This is a genomic window from Sphingomonas sp. Ell38C01 (assembly GCF_055231975.1).
The window spans coordinates 621,480-642,500 of sequence record NZ_JBUYVA010000001.1; the positions used below are offsets into that span (position 1 = coordinate 621,480).

General features: G+C 69.2%; 23 protein-coding genes (1 of these 23 cut by a window edge). 16 read left to right on the top strand and 7 right to left on the bottom strand.

All coding sequences use genetic code 11. The features are described from left to right. The first annotated feature begins 23 nt into the window (after positions 1-23). The 6 genes from ACV7NO_RS03040 to ACV7NO_RS03065 all read left to right on the top strand — a co-directional run bounded on the left by ACV7NO_RS03040 (position 24) and on the right by ACV7NO_RS03065 (position 5,601). Positions 24-1,130 (top strand): flagellar basal body P-ring protein FlgI, encoded by a 1,107-nt coding sequence (locus tag ACV7NO_RS03040; RefSeq protein WP_463404552.1) that lies wholly within the window; start codon positions 24-26, stop codon positions 1,128-1,130. Further along, complete coding sequence (locus ACV7NO_RS03045) at positions 1,127-1,453, top strand: rod-binding protein (RefSeq protein WP_463404553.1); 327 nt, start codon at positions 1,127-1,129, stop codon at positions 1,451-1,453. Before ACV7NO_RS03040 ends, ACV7NO_RS03045 begins: the two co-directional genes overlap by 4 nt. Then, positions 1,450-2,808, top strand: a complete 1,359-nt coding sequence (flgK, locus tag ACV7NO_RS03050) for a flagellar hook-associated protein FlgK (protein ID WP_463404554.1) — start codon at positions 1,450-1,452, stop codon at positions 2,806-2,808. Before ACV7NO_RS03045 ends, flgK begins: the two co-directional genes overlap by 4 nt. Beyond that, positions 2,808-3,719, top strand: a complete 912-nt coding sequence (locus ACV7NO_RS03055; RefSeq protein ID WP_463404555.1) for a flagellin N-terminal helical domain-containing protein — start codon at positions 2,808-2,810, stop codon at positions 3,717-3,719. The genes flgK and ACV7NO_RS03055 overlap by 1 nt, the downstream gene beginning before the upstream one ends. 111 nt (positions 3,720-3,830) lie before the next feature. Further along, positions 3,831-4,694, top strand: a complete 864-nt coding sequence (motA, locus tag ACV7NO_RS03060) for a flagellar motor stator protein MotA (protein WP_463404556.1) — start codon at positions 3,831-3,833, stop codon at positions 4,692-4,694. Positions 4,695-4,698: 4 nt separating this feature from the next. Beyond that, positions 4,699-5,601 (top strand): flagellar motor protein MotB, encoded by a 903-nt coding sequence (locus tag ACV7NO_RS03065; RefSeq protein WP_463404557.1) that lies wholly within the window; start codon positions 4,699-4,701, stop codon positions 5,599-5,601. A gap of 10 nt (positions 5,602-5,611) precedes the next feature. Here ACV7NO_RS03065 and ACV7NO_RS03070 read toward each other — a convergent pair whose 3' ends face one another. Further along, complete coding sequence (locus tag ACV7NO_RS03070) at positions 5,612-6,538, bottom strand: isoaspartyl peptidase/L-asparaginase family protein (protein ID WP_463404558.1); 927 nt, start codon at positions 6,536-6,538, stop codon at positions 5,612-5,614. 94 nt (positions 6,539-6,632) lie between these two features. Then, positions 6,633-7,046, bottom strand: coding sequence for a hypothetical protein (locus tag ACV7NO_RS03075; RefSeq protein ID WP_463404559.1), 414 nt, complete (start codon positions 7,044-7,046; stop codon positions 6,633-6,635). Between ACV7NO_RS03075 and ispG the strand changes: the two genes are divergently transcribed. The 5 genes from ispG to ACV7NO_RS03100 are packed head-to-tail and all read left to right on the top strand — an operon-like array spanning position 7,021 to position 10,197. After that, positions 7,021-8,145 (top strand): flavodoxin-dependent (E)-4-hydroxy-3-methylbut-2-enyl-diphosphate synthase, encoded by a 1,125-nt coding sequence (gene ispG, locus ACV7NO_RS03080; RefSeq protein ID WP_463404560.1) that lies wholly within the window; start codon positions 7,021-7,023, stop codon positions 8,143-8,145. The genes ACV7NO_RS03075 and ispG overlap by 26 nt on opposite strands. Positions 8,146-8,181: 36 nt before the next feature. Beyond that, a complete protein-coding gene (locus tag ACV7NO_RS03085; protein WP_463404561.1) occupies positions 8,182-8,424 on the top strand; it encodes an AbrB/MazE/SpoVT family DNA-binding domain-containing protein in 243 nt (80 codons plus the stop codon). After that, a complete protein-coding gene (locus ACV7NO_RS03090; RefSeq protein WP_463404562.1) occupies positions 8,421-8,804 on the top strand; it encodes a type II toxin-antitoxin system VapC family toxin in 384 nt (127 codons plus the stop codon). The genes ACV7NO_RS03085 and ACV7NO_RS03090 overlap by 4 nt, the downstream gene beginning before the upstream one ends. Next, positions 8,801-9,703, top strand: a complete 903-nt coding sequence (locus tag ACV7NO_RS03095; protein ID WP_463404563.1) for a DMT family transporter — start codon at positions 8,801-8,803, stop codon at positions 9,701-9,703. The genes ACV7NO_RS03090 and ACV7NO_RS03095 overlap by 4 nt, the downstream gene beginning before the upstream one ends. Next, positions 9,700-10,197 (top strand): N-acetyltransferase family protein, encoded by a 498-nt coding sequence (locus ACV7NO_RS03100; protein ID WP_463404564.1) that lies wholly within the window; start codon positions 9,700-9,702, stop codon positions 10,195-10,197. Before ACV7NO_RS03095 ends, ACV7NO_RS03100 begins: the two co-directional genes overlap by 4 nt. A gap of 141 nt (positions 10,198-10,338) precedes the next feature. Here ACV7NO_RS03100 and ppa read toward each other — a convergent pair whose 3' ends face one another. From ppa to ACV7NO_RS03115, 3 genes are all read right to left on the bottom strand, one after another. After that, the gene (gene ppa / locus ACV7NO_RS03105) at positions 10,339-10,917 is read right to left on the bottom strand and encodes an inorganic diphosphatase (RefSeq protein ID WP_463404565.1); all 579 of its coding nucleotides are present in this window, start codon (positions 10,915-10,917) and stop codon (positions 10,339-10,341) included. Between the two features lie 41 nt (positions 10,918-10,958). Next, complete coding sequence (locus tag ACV7NO_RS03110) at positions 10,959-12,899, bottom strand: M61 family metallopeptidase (RefSeq protein ID WP_463404566.1); 1,941 nt, start codon at positions 12,897-12,899, stop codon at positions 10,959-10,961. 218 nt (positions 12,900-13,117) lie between these two features. Further along, positions 13,118-13,768 (bottom strand): DUF1345 domain-containing protein, encoded by a 651-nt coding sequence (locus ACV7NO_RS03115; protein WP_463404567.1) that lies wholly within the window; start codon positions 13,766-13,768, stop codon positions 13,118-13,120. Between the two features lie 50 nt (positions 13,769-13,818). Here ACV7NO_RS03115 and hisS point away from each other — a divergent pair, with 50 nt between their 5' ends. The 4 genes from hisS (at position 13,819) to ACV7NO_RS03135 (ending at position 18,517) form a co-directional block, all read left to right on the top strand. Further along, positions 13,819-15,066, top strand: coding sequence for a histidine--tRNA ligase (gene hisS, locus ACV7NO_RS03120; protein WP_463404568.1), 1,248 nt, complete (start codon positions 13,819-13,821; stop codon positions 15,064-15,066). 154 nt (positions 15,067-15,220) lie between these two features. Beyond that, on the top strand, positions 15,221-16,300 hold the full coding sequence (gene prfA, locus ACV7NO_RS03125) for a peptide chain release factor 1 (protein WP_463404569.1): 1,080 nt from the start codon (positions 15,221-15,223) through the stop codon (positions 16,298-16,300). Between the two features lie 140 nt (positions 16,301-16,440). After that, entirely contained in the window at positions 16,441-17,259 is an 819-nt protein-coding gene (gene prmC, locus ACV7NO_RS03130) for a peptide chain release factor N(5)-glutamine methyltransferase (RefSeq protein ID WP_463404570.1), read from the top strand. A gap of 265 nt (positions 17,260-17,524) precedes the next feature. Continuing rightward, a complete protein-coding gene (locus tag ACV7NO_RS03135; protein WP_463404571.1) occupies positions 17,525-18,517 on the top strand; it encodes a DUF4167 domain-containing protein in 993 nt (330 codons plus the stop codon). A 323-nt stretch (positions 18,518-18,840) separates the two neighbouring features. On the opposite strand, the gene ACV7NO_RS03140 is transcribed toward ACV7NO_RS03135, so the two are convergent. Next, a complete protein-coding gene (locus ACV7NO_RS03140) occupies positions 18,841-19,113 on the bottom strand; it encodes a hypothetical protein (RefSeq protein WP_463404572.1) in 273 nt (90 codons plus the stop codon). Between the two features lie 67 nt (positions 19,114-19,180). On the opposite strand from ACV7NO_RS03140, the gene ACV7NO_RS03145 reads away from it, so the two are divergent. Next, positions 19,181-19,609 carry a CBS domain-containing protein gene (locus tag ACV7NO_RS03145; protein WP_463404573.1) on the top strand — a complete coding sequence of 143 codons (429 nt, stop codon included), beginning with the start codon at positions 19,181-19,183 and terminating at the stop codon, positions 19,607-19,609. Positions 19,610-19,618: 9 nt separating this feature from the next. On the opposite strand, the gene ACV7NO_RS03150 is transcribed toward ACV7NO_RS03145, so the two are convergent. Continuing rightward, positions 19,619-21,021: the 3' portion of a lipopolysaccharide biosynthesis protein gene (locus ACV7NO_RS03150; protein ID WP_463404574.1), read on the bottom strand. Its footprint extends 88 nt past the window's final position; the window shows 1,403 of its 1,491 coding nt (coding positions 89-1,491); the start codon falls outside the window, past its right edge; it ends in the stop codon at positions 19,619-19,621.

Genomic DNA, 21,021 nt, shown 5'->3' on the forward strand with positions numbered 1-21,021 from the left:
ATGGCATGCGCAGGCTGACCGACATGATCCGTTTCCTTTCCTCGCTTCTCGCGACGCTCGCGGCGGCCATGTTGGTCGCGGCGCCCGCGCATGCCGATCGCATCAAGGACCTGGGCGGGTTCCAGGGCATCCGCTCGAACCAGCTCACCGGATACGGCATCGTCGTCGGTCTGCCGGGGACTGGGGACGACAATCTGGAATACACCGTCCAGTCGGTGAAGGCGGTCGCCTCGCGGTTCGGGTTGCAGCTGCCCGCGAACATCAACCCGGGGCTGAAGAACGCCGCGGTGGTGATGGTGACGGCGGAGCTGCCGCCGTTCGCCAAGCCCGGCCAGCGGCTCGACATCACCGTCGCGTCGATGGGCAAGGCCAAGAGCCTTCGCGGCGGCAGCCTGATCCTGACGCCGCTGCTGGGCGCGGACGGGCAGGTCTATGCGATGGCGCAGGGCAACCTGGCGGTCGGCGGGCTGGGCGCGGAAGGCGCGGACGGCTCCAAGATCGTCATCAACATCCCCTCGACCGGGCGGATCCCGGAGGGCGCCACCGTCGAACGCGCGGTCGCGACCGGATTCGAGGATGCGCCGACGCTCACCTTCAACCTGGCGCGCGCCGATTTCACGACCGCGCAGAACGTGGCGGGGGCGATCAACCAGAAGCTCGGCTTCGGCACCGCGCAGGCGATCGACGCCGTCTCGGTTTCGGTGCGCGCGCCGGTGGGTGCGCAGTCGCGCGCGACGCTGATGTCCGCGATCGAGAATCTCGATGCGACCGCGGCCGAGCCCTCGGCAAAAGTAATTGTTAATGCCCGCACGGGTACGGTCGTTATCAACAGTGCGGTCCGCGTCGGCCCGGCCGCGGTCACGCACGGCAAGCTGACGGTGAGGATCGACGAGAACCAGCGGGTCAGCCAGCCGGCGCCGTTCAGCGGGGGCCAGACGGCGGTGACGACGAAGTCGGGCATCGCGGTCGACGAGGAGAAGAAGCCGATGTTCCTGCTCCAGCCCGGCCCCAAGCTGGCCGATATCGTCAAGGCGGTGAACGCGATCGGCGCAAGCCCGGCGGACCTGGTCGCGATCCTCGAGGCGCTGAAGGAAGCCGGCGCGCTGAAGGCGGAGCTGATCGTGCTATGACCCAGATCGCCAACACCATCACGGGAACCACCGGCGTCGCGTCGGGCCTCAGCAGGATCGATTCGAAGACCAATCTGAAGAAGGCGGGCGACCAGTTCGAATCGGTGTTCACCGGCATGATGCTGAAATCGATGCGTGCGGCCAAGTTGAGCGACACGCTGTTCGAATCCAAGGCGCTCGACACGTTCCGCGATATGCAGGACACCAAGATCGCGCAGACCATGGCCGAAAGCGCGCCGATGGGAATCGGCAAGGCGATGACCGATTTCCTCGCCAAGGCGCAAAGCGCCACCGCTGCCGATGAACCGGGCACGTCGCCATGAGCGACCTGCTCGGCATCGGCGCGTCGGGCGTCCGCGCGTACCAGACCGCGCTCGGCACGGTTTCGGAGAACATCGCGAACGCGGGCAACACCGCCTATGCGCGCCGCACGACGACGCTGAGCGAGATCGCCGCGCCGGATCGCGGGATGGCGTCGTCGGCGGTGCAGAACGGCAACGGCGTCGCGGTCACCGGGATCGGGCGTGCGGCGGACCAGTTCAAGTCCGCCGCGGTGCGCAGCGCGGGCGCCGATCTCGCGAAGACCGAGGCGGGCTCGGTGTGGCTCGACCGGATCCAGACGTCGCTGACGGGCAACCAGCTGGGCGATCGCGTCACGGCGTTCTTCAACTCCGCCAGGACGCTGGCCGCCGACCCGACCTCGACTGCGGCACGCGCGACGATGCTGGAGCAGGGCACGGCGGTGGCGGCGGCGTTCACCGCGACCGGCGCCGCGCTGGCGCAGGCCGCGACCGAACTCGACGCGACCGCCGAACAGGCGACCGCGCAGCTGGGCTCACTTTCCGCGTCGCTCGCCAAGGTCAATGACGGGCTCGGCCGCGTCGCGATCGGCACCGCAGCGGCGGCGTCGCTCGCCGACCAGCGCGACCAGATCCTTGACCAGATGAGCGCGCTCGTCGACGTCAACGTCAGCGCCGACGCGATCGGACGCGTGACGGTGCGCGCGGGGGGCATCACCGGCCCGACGCTGGTCGCGCCAGCGAGCGAGCCCGCGCAGGTCACCTATGTCCGCAACGACGAGGGCGCGGTGTCGTTCGCGGTCCACCGCGAGGGCGCGACGTCGTCGTTGACCCCCAATGGCGGTGCGCTGGCGGGCGTCACCGACGGCGTGCAGCGCATCGCCGCGGCGCGCGGGGCGCTCGACGAGCTGGCGACCGCGTTCGTCGCGGGCGTCAACGCCGCGCAGGCGTCGGGACAGGATCTGAAGGGCAATGCACCGGGCGCGGACATGTTCGCCGCCGCCGACGCGACCAATCCCACCGCGATGACGCTGGTGCTCGCCGATCCGGCGGGGATCGCGGCGGCCGCGGTCGGCGGCGGGACGCGCGACAATGCGAACCTCGCGAATTTCGATACGCTGCGGACCTCGGGCAAGTTCGAGGCGACGCTGACGACGACGGTCGCGACCAACGCCGCGACGATCGCCAGCCGCAGGACGATCGCGGAGGCGCAGGGCGCGATCCGCGACGGCGCGATCACGTCGCGCGACGCGCTGACCGGGGTCGACCTCGACAGCGAGGCGGTCGACCTGCTGCGCTTCCAGCAGGCGTACCAAGCGTCGAGCCGAATCATCCAGGTGGCGAAAGACACCTTCCAGTCGATCCTGGAGATCCGCTGATGACGATCAATCTCTCGACCAACCTGTTCTATGACCGGACCGCGTCGCGGATGGCGGCGCTGTCGGCGCAGACCGACCGGCTGAACGTCCAGAACTCGACGGGCAAGAAGCTGCTCGCGCCGTCCGACGACAGCGTCGCGTACCAGCGGCTGCAGGGGCTGGCCAAGGCGGGTGCCAACGACAAGGCCTATGCCGCGAACGTCAACGTCGCGAAGGAATCGCTGGCGCAGGCGGATTCGTCGCTGACGGCGATCATCACCGAGGTGCAGCGCGCGAGCGAACTGGCGATCAGCGCCAATTCGGGGACGCAGAACGCGAGCACGCGCGAGGCGATCGCGGTGGGGCTGGAGGGGGTGCTGGCGAACATCGTCGGGCTGGCCAACGGCACCGATGCGCGCGGTGCGCCGCTGTTCGGCGGTGCGGGCGACGACAAGGCGGTGACGCAGGGCGTCGACGGCGCGCTGACCTTCGCGGCCGGCAAGGCGGCGACGATCCCCGTCGCGGACGGCGATTCGGTCGCGACCGGTGCGAACGCATCGACCTTCCTGACGGTAGGCACGGGCGCCGACGCGCGTGACCTGGGCAGCATCATCACCGCGCTGGTCGCCGCGCTGCGCGGCACCGGCGATATCGCGGACGCCGCGGCCTCCGCGATCGGCGACCTCAAGACCGTCGACGAGCAGACCGTCACCACGCAGGCCTCGGTCGGCGCGCGCGGCGCGCGGATCGAGCTGCTTGCGGGGCAGATGCAGACCACCGCGACGAATCGCGAGGAAGCGCGCTCCGGCATCGAAGACAACGACTTCGTCGCGACGACGCTGGAGCTCCAGAAGACGATGACGGTGCTGTCGGCGACGCAGGCCAGCTTCTCGAAGCTCCAGGCGCTGTCGCTGTTCGACTATCTGCGCTGAGCGGAGTGCCCGGCAGATTTTCGCAGTCTGGTAACCGATTGGCTACCCTTCGCGGTTAACCATCATCGTAGGGCCGCGATCGACGCGGCAGCCTTCCCTGGGGGGACACAGATGTTTCCGGCCATCGGCCTCGTCGTTCTCTTCGCCATGGTGTTCGGCGGATTCGCCATCACCGGCGGTGCGCTCGGCCCCGTCATGCATGCGATCCCGCACGAGATGCTCATCATCGGCGGCGCGGCGGCGGGCGCGCTCATCATCGGCAACTCCGGCAAGGAGCTGAAGGCGGTCGGCGGCGGCCTTGCCAAGGTCTTCAAGGGACCGAAGTACAAGAAGCAGGACTATCTCGACGTCATCTTCCTGGTCAGCAAGCTGATGAAGATGCTGCGGATGGACGGGCCGATCGCGCTGGAGCCGCATGTCGAGGATCCCAAGTCGTCAGCGGTGTTCGCCGAATATCCCCGGCTGCTGGCGGACCATACGCTGGTCAACCTGATCGCGGACACGCTGCGCCTCGTCGTCGTCTCGTCGGGCACGCTCGACGTCCACGCGGTCGAGGAGGTGATGGACAACTCGATCAAGACGCACCACCACGAGGTCGCCGGGCCGCAGCACACGTTGACCAGCCTGGCCGATGCGCTGCCCGCGCTGGGCATCGTCGCGGCGGTGCTGGGCGTCGTGAAGACGATGGGCTCGATCGACAAGCCCCCGACGATCCTGGGCGAGATGATCGGCTCCGCGCTGGTCGGCACGTTCATGGGCGTGCTGCTGGCGTACGGCATGGTCTCGCCGCTGGCGAACCGGTTGCAACAGGTGATCGACGCCGATGCCGCGATCTATACCGTGGTGAAGCAGATCATCATCGCCTCGCTCCACGGCCACCCGCAGCCGCTGGTGATCGAGGCCGCGCGCAGCGGCATCGCGCACAAGAACCAGCCCGGCTTCGCCGAGGTGTTCGACGGGCTTCGGGGCAAGTAACGCCATGGCGCGCGCTCCGCACGGCACCAACGTGCCGCCCAAGATCATCTACAAGAAGATCTATATCGAGGGCGGCGGCGGGCATCATGGCGGCGCCTGGAAGGTCGCCTATGCCGATTTCGTCACCGCGATGATGGCGTTCTTTCTGCTGCTGTGGATCCTGGGCGCGACGACCGAGAAGCAGCGCAAGGGCATCGCGGACTATTTCGCGCCGACGCTGCTCGACACGCGGACGCTGGGCGTCGGCGGGGTGGGGCCGGGCGGCGGCGAATCGCTGACGAGCGAGAACCGGATCGGCCCCAAGGCGGGCCAGTCCGCGCTCCAGGCGATGGCCACCCCGGTCGAATCGAGCGGCGGACCGCAGGTGGGGCAGGGCGACAAGGGCTCGCTCAAGTCCGCGAGCGCGACCGCGGCGGAGGATCGCAAGAATTTCGAGACGATGCGCCGCGAAGTTCTGGCGCGGATCGCAGCGAGCAAGGCGCTGGCGAAGCTGGGCAAGCACATCCATTTCGTGATGACGCGCGACGGGATGCGGATCGACCTGGTCGACGACGCGGATTACTCGATGTTCGCGCTTGGCACGACCGCGCTGGAGGGCGACGCCGCGTCGCTGATCGGGCTGGTCGCGCAATCGGTCGCGCCGATGGCGAACCCGATCATGATCCGCGGGCATACCGACAGCGTGCCGTTCGGCGATCCGCGCGCGATGAACAACTGGATGCTGTCGTCGGGTCGCGCCGAGGCGACGCGCCGCCGACTCGCGCTGGGCGGCATCCCGGAGACGCGGTTCAACCGCATCGAGGGCGTCGCGGATCGCGAGCCGATGGTGGTCAAGGACCCGATGGACCCGCGCAACCGGCGGGTGGCGATCACGTTGCTCTATCGCCCGGGAACGTTCGGGCAGTAGCGCCAGGCGGTCATTCGTCGCCGTAGATCGCGACCGCGCGCGCGCCCGACGCATCGACGCGGGCGCGGTACATGCCGGGTGTCGTGAAGTGCCAGAACAGGTCGCCGCCGGCGCCCGCGACGATGATGCCGCCCTTGCCGCCGAGCGCCGCGATCTCCGCCAGCACCGCGCGGGTCGCGGTTTCGATCGACTCGCCCGACAGCCGGATGCGCGCGGCGATTTCGTGACCTGCGCCAACGCGGATGAAATACTCGCCCGATCCGGTCGCGGAGACCGCGCAGGCGCGATCGTCGGCGAAGGTGCCCGCGCCGATCAGCGGCGAATCGCCGATGCGGCCCCAGCGCTTACCGGTGACGCCCCCGGTCGAGGTGGCGGCGGCGACATGGCCGTGCGCGTCGCGCGCGACCGCCCCAACGGTGCCGTATTTCATGTCGACGTCGAACCAGTCCGCGCTGGCCTTCATCCGCGCGAGCTGCGCGGCGCGTTCGGGCAGCGCGAACCAGTCCGCGCCGGCCTGCTCCAGGCCCTGTTCGGCGGAGAAGGTGTCGGCCCCGCCGCCCGCGAGCAGGACGTGCGGGGTCGCCTCCATCACGCGGCGCGCGAGGGTGACGGGGTTCTTCGTCGCGCGCACCGCGGCGACCGCGCCCGCCGCACGGGTCCTGCCGTCCATGATCGCGGCGTCGAGCTCGATCGACCCGTCGAAGGCGAAGGCGGCGCCGCGCCCGGCGTTGAAGTGCGGATCGTCTTCCAGCACGCGTACCGCCGCCTCGACCGCGTCGAGTGCGGTTCCGTCGGCGGACAGCACCGCCGCGCCCGCGTCAAGTGCCCACGCCAGTCCTGCGCGTGCGGCGGCCTCCTGCGCGGGCGCGGTATTGTCACGCGCCATGGCGCCGGATCCACCGTGGATCGCGAGCGTCCAGCTTCTGGGATCGATCATGCAGGGCTCCGGCTCGGGTTCGAGCGGACGCTATCCCGTGCGACCGGGCGGGGCGCAAGCGGAACCGTCAATCGGATCGACCCTGCGGCGAGCGCTAGTTTCCGCTTTGCCGCGTCTGGAGATCGTCGATCAGCTTGCGCGCGCCGGTCTGCTGCGATTCCGCAAGTCGCGCCCATTCGCTGCTGGTGAAGCACTGCTTGCGCTTCCTCACGAGCGAACCCGTCTCGGCTTCGGCCTTGCAGATCTTCTTCTCCGCCGCGGGCTTGGCGGCTGGGGCCTGCGCGAATGCGGGAGCGGCGACGCCGATCAGCGCGACGGCAATGAAGATACGCATGGTCTGTCTCCTCGAAATGTCGGCGAGCATGGCGGCCGCGCCATCGCGCACAGTCAATATCATTGACGACGCCGGCGCAACATATCCCTGACGCGGCGGCGCCATCGGGCCTTTGCCGCCTGTGCCGGGACGCTGTATAGGGACGCCCATGTCCATCCGTCCCTGGCGCGACATCGCGCGTCGTCCGAGCCGCCAGATCATGGTCGGCAATGTCCCCGTCGGCGGCGACGCACCCGTCACCGTCCAGACGATGACGAACACCCCGACCAGCGACGCGAAGGCGACGATCGACCAGATCCGCCGGTGCGAGGACGCCGGGGTCGACATCATCCGGGTCAGCTGCCCCGACGTCGAATCGACCGCGGCGCTGAAGCAGATCGTCCGCGCCAGCCGCGTGCCGATCGTCGCGGACATCCATTTCCACTACAAGCGCGCGCTGGAGGCGGCGGATGCGGGCGCGGCGTGCCTGCGGATCAATCCCGGCAATATCGGCTCCGCGGCGCGGGTGAAGGAAGTGGTCGACGCCGCCAAGGCGAACGGCTGCGCGATCCGAATCGGCGTCAACGGCGGCTCGCTCGAGCGACATCTGCTGGAGAAATATGGCGAGCCGTGTCCCGACGCGCTGGTCGAGTCGGCGCTCGACCATATCAAGTTGTTGCAGGATCACGACTTTCACGAATTCAAGGTTGCGGTGAAGGCGTCGGACCTGTTCCTGGCGGTGGCCGCGTACCAACAGCTCGCGGAGCAGGTCGATTGCCCGCTCCACCTGGGCATCACCGAGGCTGGCGGGTTCGTCGGCGGCACCGTGAAATCGGCGATCGGGATCGGATCGCTGCTGTGGTTCGGGATCGGCGACACGATCCGCGTCTCGCTTTCTGCCGAACCAGAGGAAGAGGTGCGCGTCGGATTCGAGATCCTGAAAGCGCTGGGCATCCGCAACCGCGGCGTGCGCGTGGTGTCGTGCCCGTCGTGTGCGCGGCAGGGGTTCGACGTGATCCGCACCGTGCAGGCGCTGGAAGAGCGGCTCCAGCATATCCGCACACCGATGTCGCTCAGCGTGCTGGGCTGCGTCGTCAACGGGCCGGGAGAGGCGCGCGAAACCGATATCGGAATCACCGGCGGCGGCAACGGCAAGCACATGGTGTATCTGTCGGGCGTCACCGATCATCACGTGCAGGACGCAGGGATGATCGACCATATCGTGAAGCTGGTCGAGGCCAAGGCGGCGGAGATCGAGGCGGTCGAGGCGGCGGTGCCGGTGGCGGCGGAGTAGGTCTCGTGCTATGGCGCAGGTCCTGAAGGAGGCGCCATGACCTATCATGCGAAGGTGATCGCAGGCGGCAAGATCGTCATTCCTGCGGACCTGCGGCGGGAACTCGGAATAAAGGACGGCGACTCGCTCGTGATCGAGCGGGAGGACGGCGGGCTTTCGATCAGGACGTTCGATCAGGTGATCCGCGAGTCGCAGCGTTGGGCGCGGGAAGTTTTCGGTCCCGATTACACGGTCGACACCTTTCTGAAGGAGCGGCGCGCCGATTGGGGCGAGGAATGATCGTTGTCGATTCATCCGCCGTGATGGCGCTGATGCTGGCCGAGGCGGGTGACCGGATGGTTTCCGACAGCATTCGCGGCAGCTTCATGTCCGCGGTGAACGTGTCTGAGTGCTGTGCGCGCGGTGTCGAACGGGGCGCGAGCGCCGAGGCCGTTGTCGCGGTTCTGCGCAGCTATGAAATCAACGTGGTGTCGTTCGATCTGCGCGCAGCGCTGACGGCAGCCGACTTGCGGGAGCCGACCCGGCCCTTCGGTTCGTCGCTCGGCGATCGAGCCTGCCTTGCCTTGGGCAAGGCGAAATCGCTGCCGATCTTCACCGGGGATCGCCGGATGACCCTGGCGGCGCAGGCGCTGGGTATCGACATCCGGCTGATCCGGTGAGCGGCGTGCGCTTCATCTCCCCCGCGCTCGCCTTTGCGGTCGCGGCTGCGGGGATCGGGCTGTTCTCGATCATGGATGCGTTCATGAAGTCGCTGGTGCTCGCGCTGGGCGTCTACAACGCATTGTTGTGGCGGACGATGCTGAGCGCGGCGCTGGGCGGCGGGGCGTGGATCGCGGGCGGGGCGCGATGGCCCGATGCGCGGACGCTCCGGATCCACCTGCTGCGCGGCGGGGTGACGACGGCGATGGCGGTGCTGTTCTTCTGGGGGTTGGCGCGGGTGCCGATGGCGCAGGCGATCGCGCTGACCTACATCGCGCCGATCCTCGCGCTGCTGCTCGCGGCGCTGGTGCTGGGGGAGCGGGTGGCGCGGCGCGTGGTGGTCGCCTCGGCCGCGGCGCTGGCGGGGGTGGCGATCGTGATGACGGCGCAGTCGCGGGGCGACTTCGGCCCAGAGGCGTTCACCGGCGCGATCGCGATCCTGGCGTCGGCGGTGCTGTATGCGGTGAACCTCGTGATCGCGCGGGTGCAGTCGCAGGCGGCGTCGGCTGGGGAGATCGCGTTCTTCCAGTCGGGCGTGTTCGCGTTGCTGCTGGCGCTGGCGGCGCCGTGGCTGGCGGTGGTGCCGGGTGCGGAGCAATGGCCCAAGATCGTGATCGGCGCGTGCCTCGCGACCGGATCGCTGATGCTGCTCGCCTGGGCGTACCGGCATGGCGACACGGGGTATCTGGCGACGACCGAATATACCTCGTTCGTCTATGCGGCGCTGCTCGGCTGGTTCGTGTTCGGGGAGCGGGTGTCGGCGTGGACGCTGGCGGGCGCGGGGGTGATCGTCGTCGCGTGCCTGTACGCCGCGCGGCGTCGCGACATCGCGCAGGCTGCGGTAGAGGCGGCGGCATGACCCAGACCCATATCCGATTCGCGCGACCCGACGACGTCGCCACGATCCTGCGCTTCGTCCACGAACTCGCCGAATATGAGCGCGAGGCCGACAAGGTGGTCGCGACCGAGACGCTGCTGGCGGAGGCGCTGTTCTCTTCGCCCCCCGCGGCCGAGGCGCTGATCGCCGAACAGGACGGCCCTGACGGGATCAGGCCCATCGGCATGGCGCTGTTCTTCCACAATTTCTCGACCTGGACCGGGTGGCGCGGGCTGTATCTGGAAGACCTGTACGTGACCCCGGAGGCGCGCGGGACCGGCGCGGGGACGCTGCTGCTCAAGCGGCTGGCGAAGATCGCGAAGGACCGCGGATGCGCGCGGTTCGAATGGTCGGTGCTGACGTGGAACGCGCCTGCGATCGCGTTCTACCGGTCGCTCGGCGCGGTGCCGATGGAGGACTGGCGGGTCAACCGGGTGACGGGGGATGCGCTCGACCGGCTGGCCGAGGACGGGTGAGTCTGCCGGTCGTCATCGCCGCGCAGGCGGGGATCCATCTCGTGATGGTCGCATCGAAAACGACCGTCGTGGGCGATCTGGCCTCGGGAGATGGATCCCCGCCTGCGCGGCGATGACGGGTGAAAGGGAAACGACGACGCGTCAGCGCCCCGCGATGTCGTCCTGGTTGTGGGGCTCTTCGCCCTTGTCCCTGGCGTCCTCGTAGCGCTTGATCGCCTCGAGCGTGATCTGCCGCGCTTCCTCGGCGTCGCCCCACTTGCCGACGCGGACCCACTTGGTCTTTTCCAGATCCTTGTAGTGGGTGAAAAAATGCTCGATCTGCTCAAACACGATCTCGGGCAGCCCCTCGCGGCCGTCGACCTTCGAATAATAGGGGAAGGTCGAATCGACCGGGACGCAGACGAGCTTCTCGTCGCCGCCGGCCTCGTCCTCCAGGTTCAGCACCGCGATCGGGCGTGCGCGCACGACGCAGCCCGCGATGAAGGGCGAACGCGCGATGACGAGCGCGTCGAGCGGATCGCCGTCGGGCGACAGCGTGTGCGGGACGAAGCCGTAGTTCGCCGGATAGCGCATCGGGGTGTGCAGGATGCGATCGACGAACAGCGCGCCCGACGCCTTGTCGAACTCGTACTTCACCGGCTCGCCGCCGGTCGGCACCTCGATGATGACGTTGAGATCGTCGGGGGGAGACTTGCCGACGGGGATGAGATCGATGCGCATGCGAATCCTTTGACTGAACCTGGTGTGCGATCCGAAAACGATCAGCGGGGGGCCAGCAGCCTGTCGAGGCCACCGTCGCCCGCGCCGGTCTTCTCGAGCCGCGGGTAACGGAGCCCGTCGTGATAGTCGAGCGCGACCGACCGGTACGCATCGCCATTCTTCACAATCAGCGTGATCGGCGTCTTCGTGCCCCTGGCCGCCGCGATCGCGCCGCGCAGCGCATCCGCCGCATAGGCCTGCCCGTCGACCGACACGATCACCGTGCCCACCGTCAGCCCCGCGTCGAATGCCGCCGCGCCCCAGGTGACGCCGGTCAGCTCGCCCTTGTTCGTCGCGCCCTCGCCGACGACGAGGCCGCCCGACCAGGTGAGATCGGTGATCTTGCGCGTCTTCTCGTTCGCCTTGAACGACGGCGTCGCCTGCGCGGTGTAGATCAGTTTGTAGCCGTTGCGCGCGAAGCCCTCGATCGGGGCGCCCGCGGCGTGCTCGGTCAGCCGCTTCGTCAGATACGCCTTCCAGTCCCAGGGCTGGATCGCGCCAAGCGTCGCGGCGACGTCGTCGAGCGTGTAGGTCAGCTCGCCCCAGTCGCCGTCGCGCACGCCGAAGAAGGCACGCGCGAAATCGTCGATCGACTTCGTGCCGCCCGACTTTTCGCGGAGCAGCGAATCGACGTCCATCCAGACGAGAAGGCCCTCGTTGTAATAATCCTCACTGCGCTGCCAGCTGGTCCAGCCCTTGGGCGCACGCCTGGAAATGATCGGATCGTTGGTGGTGTCGAGCAGGTCGCGCCATGCCCGCGCGGGCTGCGAATCGTAGAGCGCCATGATCGCGGCGTACTGGTCGAGCGTGTCCTGCTTCGACACCAGCCCCGAGCGCGCCTGGAGGACATAGCCCCAGAACTGCGTCTGCCCCTCATACACCCACAGCAGCGAGTTGCGCATCGGGGTGCGGAAATCCGGCGTCCACAGATCCGCGCCGCGGCGGAACTTCCCGTCCCAGCTGTGGGTGAACTCGTGGGGGAGCAGGTTGCGGCGGCCGGGGCCGGCGTCCCATTGAGTGAAATAGCCGGGGGTCACGCCGTTCTCGCTCGAACGGTGATGCTCGAGCCCGATCCCGCCCAGTCTGTCGGTGATCGACAGCAGGAACTCGTATTTGTCGTAATGCTGCGCGCCGAAGGTCTTCACCGCCTGATCGACGAGGCGCTTGTGCGCGTCGATCTGCGCGGGCGTGGCATTGAGCTGTGCGGGGTCGTCGGCGAACACGTTGAGGTTGACGCGCGGGGACAGTGGCCAGACCTTGCCGTAGCGGCCCGCGAGAACGGGAGAATCGACGAGGATCTCGTAGTTGGTCTTGTCGTACGCGTAGGTCGAGCCCGCGACCTTGGCGGGGACCGCGCCGGCGGCGGTCCAGCCGGTGGGGTATTTCACCGTCATGCGGATGGGGATCTGGCGGGTGAAATACCCGGCCGGATACAGGCTGACACTGTTCGGCTGGAGCGAGATCATCGTCGGCGTCATCACGATGCGGCCCTGTTCGGACTTGGTCGCGGAGATGAACTGGAACGTCGCCTCGATCGACTTCGCGCCCGCGGGCACATCGATATGGAACGCGAAGACGTCGACCGGGTCGCGCGTCCAGGGGACGACCTTGCCGTTCGCCTTGATGACGAGGCCGGCGAGCTTCTCGACCTGGCCGGTCGGCGAATGGTTGCCGGGCAGCCATTTCGGGTAGAGCAGCACCATGGGGCCGGCGCGCGGGGCCGGGATCGTCTCGACGATGCGGAAGATGCCGCGGGTGGTGTCGGTGGCGTCGACGTCGAGCATGATCGTGCCGGGAAAGGCGACGTCCCTGGCGGCGGGGATGGTGTCGACGATCGGCAGCGGCTGCGGCGCGGTGTTGCCCTGCGGAACCTGCGCCCCGGACGAAACCGCGACGAGCGCGGAGGTGGCGAGGAGGGAGACGGCAGCGAGCGTGCGGATCATGGGCGGCTTTCTTGACGGGAAAGCGCGCAGGTCTACGCCGCGGAAAGGACGGCCGTCCAGTGCCTTGGGTTTTCAGGAGGGCGTGCGAACGCGCGGAGGAGGCCCGCTTCGGGGCGGCGGTTCGGGCGGGTATCGGGTGAAGGCTGCGCCGCTTTTCTTCTCCGCGCCTCCGCGTGAACCAGAAGACCCTTCGCGTCCTCGCGCCTTCGCGCGATCGATCAGCCCCCGCCGCCGAGCACGTTGATCGTGAACGCCAGCACGCCGATGTTGAAGACGAACGCGGCGAGGCAGTGGCCGATGACGACGCGGCGCATCCGCCGGGCGGTGACGGTGACGTCGCTGGTCTGGAACGTCATCCCCAGCGTGAAGCTGAAATAGGCGAAGTCCCAGTAATCGGGGGTGTCGCACGACGGGAAGTCGAGCCCCTTCGCGTCGCCCGCGCCGTCGGCGAGATAATAGAGGTGCGCATAATGGAGCGCGTAGATCGTGTTCGAGAACAGCCACGCCAGCACCAGCGTGACGACGACGAGGACGATTGCGAGCGTGTCGTTCCGGCCCTCCAGCTCCTTGGCGACCGACACGAGGATGACCGCCATCGTCAACCCGCTGAACCCGAGCAGCACCGCGCGGTTGGCATCGTTGGCGCGGGCGGCGGCGCGCATCCGCGCAGCCTCGCCGTGGCGCAGCAGCGTGGCGATCGCGGCAAGGAACACGAGCGCGGCGGCGTCGAACGCGACCATCGTCCCGCGACCCGCGCCGAACGCCGGGATGGCCAGCGTCAGGCCCGCGAGGAAGACGATCAGGAACAGCACGAACCGCGGCGGTGCGATGCGTTGGCCAAGGCCCCACCAGCGGACGGGTTCGCTCATGCTTTCACGCGCTAGCGCAACGCCGCGCGCTCGCATAGACACCGCCGATCATGGCCCGTATCGAAACCCCCCGCCGCGTTCGCGGCACCCAAGACATCTTCGGCGAGGAGCAGCGGCGCTTCGCGCATGTGCTCGCCACGTTCGAGCGGGTGCGCGCGCTCTACTGCTTCCAGCGCGTCGACATTCCGATGTTCGAGGACACGCAGGTCTTCGCGCGGAGCATCGGCGAGACGACCGACGTGGTGTCGAAGGAGATGTACACCTTTCCCGACCGTGGGGGCGACCTGCTGACGCTGCGCCCCGAGTTCACCGCGGGAATCGCGCGGGCGTACCTGACCGAGGGGTGGCAGCAATATGCGCCCCTGAAGCTGGCGACGTCGGGCGCGGTGTTCCGCTACGAGCGGCCCCAGAAGGGGCGGTATCGCCAGTTCCACCAGATCGACGCCGAGGTGATCGGCGCGCCCGAACCCGCCGCCGATGTCGAGCTGCTGGTGATGGCGGACCAGCTGTTGCGCGAGCTGGGCATATCGGACGGGGTGACGCTCCAGCTCAACACGCTGGGCGATGCCGAGACGCGCGAGGCGTGGCGCGCGGCGTTGGTCGCGCATTTCGAGGCGCATCGGGGGGAGTTGAGCGAGGATTCGCTGAAACGGCTCGAAAAGAATCCGATGCGGATCCTCGATTCGAAGGATCTGCGCGACCGGCCGATCGCCGATGCGGCGCCCGATATCGATGCGTATCTGACGCCCGAGGCGCGCGCGTTCTTCGAGGCGGTGACCGCGGGGCTCGATGCGGCGGGGGTCGCGTGGACGCGTAACGCGCGGCTGGTGCGTGGGCTGGATTACTATCGCCACACCGCGTTCGAGTTCGTCACCGACCGGCTGGGCGCGCAAGGGACGGTGCTGGCAGGCGGGCGGTATGACGGGCTGGTCGAGTCGCTGGGCGGACCGGCGACTGCGGGGGTCGGCTGGGCGGCGGGGGTCGAGCGGCTGGCGATGTTGGTGGATGGGGTGGAAGAGGCTCGCCCCGACGTGGTCGTCGTGGTGGAGGACGATCGGGCGGCGGGCGTTGCGCCGGCGATCCTCGCGCTGTTGCGTCGGTCCGGCGTGTCGGCCGATGCGGTCGTCACGGGGTCGCCTCGCAAACGCTATGACAAGGCGCTGAAGATGGAGCCGTATGCGACGGTGTCCTTGCGGTATCTGGAGGAGGCTGCGGTGGTCGTGCCGCGTGTCCTGAACAAGGCGCAGGCCGGACCGGCGGTCGACGATGTGCTGCGCTCGGGCGGGTGGATATCCTGATGGTCTCACATCCCGTCACCCCGGCGAAGGCCGGGGTCCAGGCTCGGCGCGTCGCGCCGAATGCGCTGTCGCGCATGTCCTTGCGGGGCTGGGCCCCGGCCTTCGCCGGGGTACGGGTTTCGCCGTTCGTTCGGTCGTGTTCGGGGCGGGCGGCATGACGCAGATTTCCCCCGATCGGATCGCGCAGATCGAGGCGCGGTTGCATGAATTGTCGGCGCTGATGGCGACGGGCGAGCTGGGCGGCGAGCGCTTCGTGCAGGTGTCGAAGGAATATGCCGAGTTGGAGCCCGTCGCAGGGGCGGCGGCGGAGGTGCGCCGGTTGCGCGCGGAGGCGAAGAGCCTCGCGTTCATGACCGAGGACGGCGATCCCGAGCTGCGCCAGATGGCGTCGGAGGAGTTGCACGAGAACAAGGCCGCGCTGGAGGCGGCGGACCGGCGCCTCGCGCTCGCGCTGTTGCCGCGCGATGCGGCGGACGAGCGGTCGGCGATGCTCGAGGTGCGCGCAGGGACCGGCGGCGACGAGGCGGCGCTGTTCGCGGGCGACCTGTTCCGCATGTACCAGCGTTATGCCGAGGGGCAGGGCTGGCGCGTCGAGCTGATCTCCGCGTCGGACAGCGATGCGGGCGGGTTCAAGGAGGTCGTCGCGTCTGTGACGGGAACGGGCGTGTTCGCGAAGCTGAAGTTCGAGAGCGGCGTCCACCGCGTCCAGCGCGTGCCCGTCACCGAGAGCGGGGGGCGGATCCATACCTCCGCCGCGACGGTCGCGGTGCTGCCCGAGGCGGAGGAGGTCGACGTCCAGATCGACGAGGCGCGCGACCTGCGGATCGACGTGTACCGGTCGTCGGGGCCGGGCGGACAGTCGGTCAACACGACCGATTCGGCGGTGCGCATCACGCATCTGCCGACCGGGCTGGTCGTGATCCAGCAGGACGAGAAATCGCAGCACAAGAACAAGGCCAAGGCGCTGCGCGTGCTGCGGACGCGGTTGTACGAGGCGGAGCGCGAGCGGCTTCACACCGAGCGGGCGGGCGCGCGCAAATCGATGGTCGGGTCGGGCGACCGCTCGGAGCGGATCCGGACGTATAATTTCCCGCAGGGACGGGTGACCGATCACCGGATCAACCTGACGCTCCACCGGCTGCCCGAGATCCTGGCGGGCGACATGGGCGAATTGGTCGGCGCGCTGATCGCGGAGGACGAGGCGGAACGGCTCGCGACGCTGGATGCGGCGTAGCGCGGCGTGCCACCTGCCGCGGCAGGGCTCGCGCAAGCGCGGCCGGCGAAGCGCTGCTTCGACCGACAAAGCCTGTCCTGAGCGACTGCCGCAGGCAGGCAGTCGAAGGGCGGCTTTGCCGCGGCGGGCAGGGTAGCAGGATGCCTGCAACCGCCCGTCGCGCGGTCATCGACGCCGCCGCCCGCTTCGCCTTCTCGCACACCTCCCGCCTCGACGCGGAACTGCTGATGGCACACGCGATGGGCGTCACGCGCGAGGCGCTGCTGCTCGGGCGGCTCGACGACGGCGTGCCGGACGCGTTCGCCGCGCTGGTCGAGCGCCGTGCCGCGCACGAGCCGATCGCGTATATCACCGGCACCCGCGCGTTCTGGACGATCGAGCTTGCGGTCGCACCCGGTGTGCTCGTCCCGCGCGCGGACAGCGAGACGCTGATCGAGGCGGCAGTGGCGCATTTCGCGGGCACGCCGGGGCCGGCGCGGGTGCTCGACCTGGGGACGGGGTCGGGCGCGCTGCTGTTGGCGGCGCTCGCCGAATGGCCCGATGCGACAGGGGTCGGCATCGATGCGTCCGCGGCGGCGCTGGAGATCGCGCGCGCGAACGCGGCGCGGCTGGGGATGGCGGCGCGCGCGACGATCGTCGCGGGTGGTTGGGACGGCGATGGACAGGTCCACGACCTGATCCTGTGCAACCCGCCCTATATCGAGGCGGGGGCGGACCTGCCGCGCGAAGTGGTGGCCTACGAGCCGGTTTCTGCGCTGTTCGCGGGCGAGGACGGGCTCGACGACTATCGGGCGATCGCGCCGCGGCTGCGCGCGCAGCTGGCGCGGGGCGGGGTGGCGTGCATCGAGATCGGTGCGACGCAGGCGGATGCGGCCGCCACGCTGTTTCGCGCGGAGGATATGGCGGTGGCGCTGTGCGAGGACCTGGCGGGGCTGCCGCGCTGCCTCGTCGTGACGTGACGCCACCGGCCGCGGCACCAATATTTCGCTTTGAGAACCCGTCCGCGCTCGCTATGGCAGGGAAGGGGCACGCAATTTTCGACACACGGTGTTGAATTTGGGCGGGTGCCCGCACCCTTCGTCATGATGTCGCTGCAGTCCGGCGACCGTGGCAGGCCGGCCGCGCCGCAGAAGGCGCGGGCTACCGGCCGGGGCGCTTACGCATGTTCGGAGCTCACTTGTTCGAAGTAAGGCCGGATCTGGTTTCGAGGACGAGGACACACGCTTGATCAATAATCGTCAGAACGGCCGCCGTCGCGGTCGCGGTGGTGGCAACAATGGCGGCGGCAACGCGCCCCGCCAGGGCGGCCAGGGGCGCGACACCGGCAATCGCATCGACAATCGCGCGCGCGGCAATGCGGCCCAGCTTCTCGAGAAGTTCAAGGGGCTCGCCGCCGATGCGCAGCGTCAGGGCGATCGGGTCAACACCGAATATTACCTCCAGTTCGCGGACCATTATTTCCGTGTGCTAAGCGAGCAGCGCAGCCGGTTCGAGGACCAGCAGCCGCAGCAGCAGCGCCGCCAGCAGGCCGATTCGTTCGACGACGACGGCGACGACTATGGCGACGAGGGCGAGCCGATGCGCGGCGACGAGATGCCGCAGGGCCGCGAGGATTCGCGCCAGGATGCGCGTCGCGACGAACCCCGCCGCGACAGCCGCGACGACGGGCGCCGTGATGACGTGCAGCGTGACACGGGCCAGCGCGATACCGCCCAGCGTGACGATTCGCGCGGCGACGACCGGCCCAGGCGCGACGATCAGCCGCGGCGCGAAGGGCGTCGCGATGGCCAGCGCAATGACGGTCAGCGTAGTGAGGGGGGCCAGCGCAACGACGGCGGCCAGCGCTACGACACGCCGCGGCGCGAGCCCCGTCCCGCGCAGGCCAACGGCCAAGGGCAGGCGCCCGCGCCGTCCCATGAGCGGCCCGACGATCGCGTCGCGCCCGTCGAGCCGGTCCAGCCGTCGCAGCCGGTGACCGATGTCGCGGCCGTCGGCGAGGACGCCCCGGTCGCGCCGCGCCGTCGCGGTCGCCCGCCCAAGGTGCGCGAGGAGGTGGCGGACGCAGCGCCGCCCGCGACCTTCGATGCGGACCGCCTGCCGCCGTCGCTCGGGATCTCGGTCTCGTCCGCATCCGAGGCGGGCGACGATGGCGAGGCCGAGGTGAAGCCCCGCCGCCGCCGCGGGCGCCCGTCCGCCGCCGAGGTGCAGGCGGGCTGAGGCCCGGCCGGGTTATCGGTAGGAAAAAGGCCGGTCGTGCAGCGTGCACGGCCGGCCTTTTTGCGATCGTGGGGCCGGGACGCGATGAGCCCCGCTCGGGCACGGATCGCTTCCCGGCGAAGGCCGGCGCCCCGTTGCGACGGGACGCCGTGACGAAGCACCGCGCTCGAGAATGGTGGGCTCCGGACCGGGTCCCGGCCTTTGCCGGGGACCGATGGTTCCATGTCCCGACGGTATCGATCCCGATCAGGTCCGGGGTGACGGCCGACGATCCCGCATCATCGTCGCGGTCGAACGTCGATCCGGCTTCGCGTGTCGCGCGCCTATCGGTCCTCGCCCGCCGCGACATCCTCGTCATGGCCGGTCCCCGAACTGAGGAAGACGAGCCCCATCAGCGCGCCCGCCATCAGCACCGATCCCGCGACCCCGCCGAAGGTGGCGAGCATCGTCACCCAGCCGAGCGGCCCCTGCTCCGCCGCGATCCAGGCGATCGCGACGCCAGCGCTGGCGACCGCAACGACGATCATGGCCGCCATGATCGCGCGGAACCGTGCCCAGGCGAAGCGTGCATAGTCGGGATCGTCGAGTCGCGGCATGGCTTTGCCATCTGCGCCAGAACGTGAGACGCTGCCAGCGGGAACACAGCCAGACGGAGGAGAGGCCATGACGATCGCGGCGATCCTGGGAACGAAAGGCGGCGAGGTCGTGTCGATCGCGCCCGACGCCAGCGTGGCGGAGGCGGTGGCGCTGCTCGCCGGGCGACGCATCGGCGCGGTGCCGGTCATGGCGGACGGCGCGGTCGCGGGCGTTTTCTCCGAACGCGACGTGATCCATGCGCTGGCGAGCGGCGCGGAGGATGCGATGACGCAGCCGGTGTCCGCGGTGATGACGACGCCCGCGCTGACGGTGGCGCCGGACGATGCCGTGATGGCGGCGCTGTCGCTGATGACGCGGCGGCGGATCCGGCACCTGCCGGTGGTGCAGGACGGCCGGGTGATCGGGCTCGTCTCGATCGGCGACCTCGTCAAGTACCGCATCGACCGGATCGAGGCGGATGCCGAGGCGATGCGCAGCTACATCCAGTCGGCCTAGCCGGCCCGCCTAGATTACGACGGGTCGACCCCGGACGATCGCGTGCAACTCGCGCAGGAGCGGCCGTGCGAACACCAGCAGCAGCGCGGCGTAGAGTGCCGCGCCGGTCGCGACGAGGATCGCGAGGCGGGGCAGCGTCGCCATCGCGGGCAGCGCGGAATCGACGCGCCACACCGCCATCGCCATGGCAAGTGCCGCGCCCGCGGGCACAAACACCGCCGCAGCGACCGCGCCGAACCGGACGCCGATCACCGGCAGCGACCGCCACAGGCTGATGCCGAGATAGAGCGGGTAGCCCGCGATCCATGCCCAGGCGAGCCCGGTGGCGCCCCATCGCACTCCGATCAGGAACGCGATGCCGAGCACCGCCGCGCCTGCCGCGCCGTTGCCGACGCCGATTCCCGGCTTTCCCCGGGCGTCGCACGCGGGCGCGAGCAGCACCTGGATCGTCATGAACGGCATCGCGCACGCCAGCAGCCGGACGATCGGCACCGCGCCGCCCCACTTCGTGCCGAGCACGGTCAGCACCAGCGGCTCGGCGGTCGCCCAGAGCCCGGCATAGAAGGGGAGCGCCGCGACCATGATGACGCGCACAGCCTTGACGAACGCCGACGCGCTCGCCGCGGCATCGTGCTGGATGCGCGCATAGGCGGAGAAGGCGACCTCGTTGAGCGGTGGCACGATCTTCGACACGAAGATCTGCGCGAGGAACAGGCTGGTCGTGTACAGCCCCAGTGTATGCGCCGACAGATGCCGGCCCGCGATGAAGACGTCGGCCTGACTCTGGAGGAACCAGAACAGCTGTCCCGCCGCCATCACCCCGCCATAGCGCGCGAGGGTGCCCGCGCCGCGAAAGTCGAACGACGGCCACAGCAGCGAGCGCGCCGCCCAGGTCATGCCCGCCGCGCGAACGGTGAAGAGCACGGCGGGCGCCAGGATCAACGTCCACACCCCGAATCCCGCGAGTGCCCCGCCAAGTGCGGCAAGCGCGCTCGCGATCGAGGCGGCGATGTTCGCCTTGGCCTGCCCGCGAAACTCCATGGAGCGTGACAGCAGCGCATAGGGGAGCGCGATGAAGGGCGTCGTGAGATAGAGCAGCGCCTGCACCCGCAGCAGGTCGGCGACCATCGGCTGGCGGAAATAGGCGGCAACCAGCGGCGCGATCGCGACCTGGACGAGACCGAGCCCGATGTTGAGCAGCAGCAGCATTCCGAACAGCTGGCGGATCTGGTGGCGAGTGATGCTGGGCTGCTGGATCAGCCCGCTGGCCAGGCCATAGCCGTCGAGCATGTTCAGGAGGACGAGGATCACCTGCGTCATCGCGAACAGGCCATAGTCGCTGGGACCGAGGATCCGGATGACGAGGAAGGTGGCGCCCCATTGCACGATCTGCGCGACGATCTGGCTGCCGG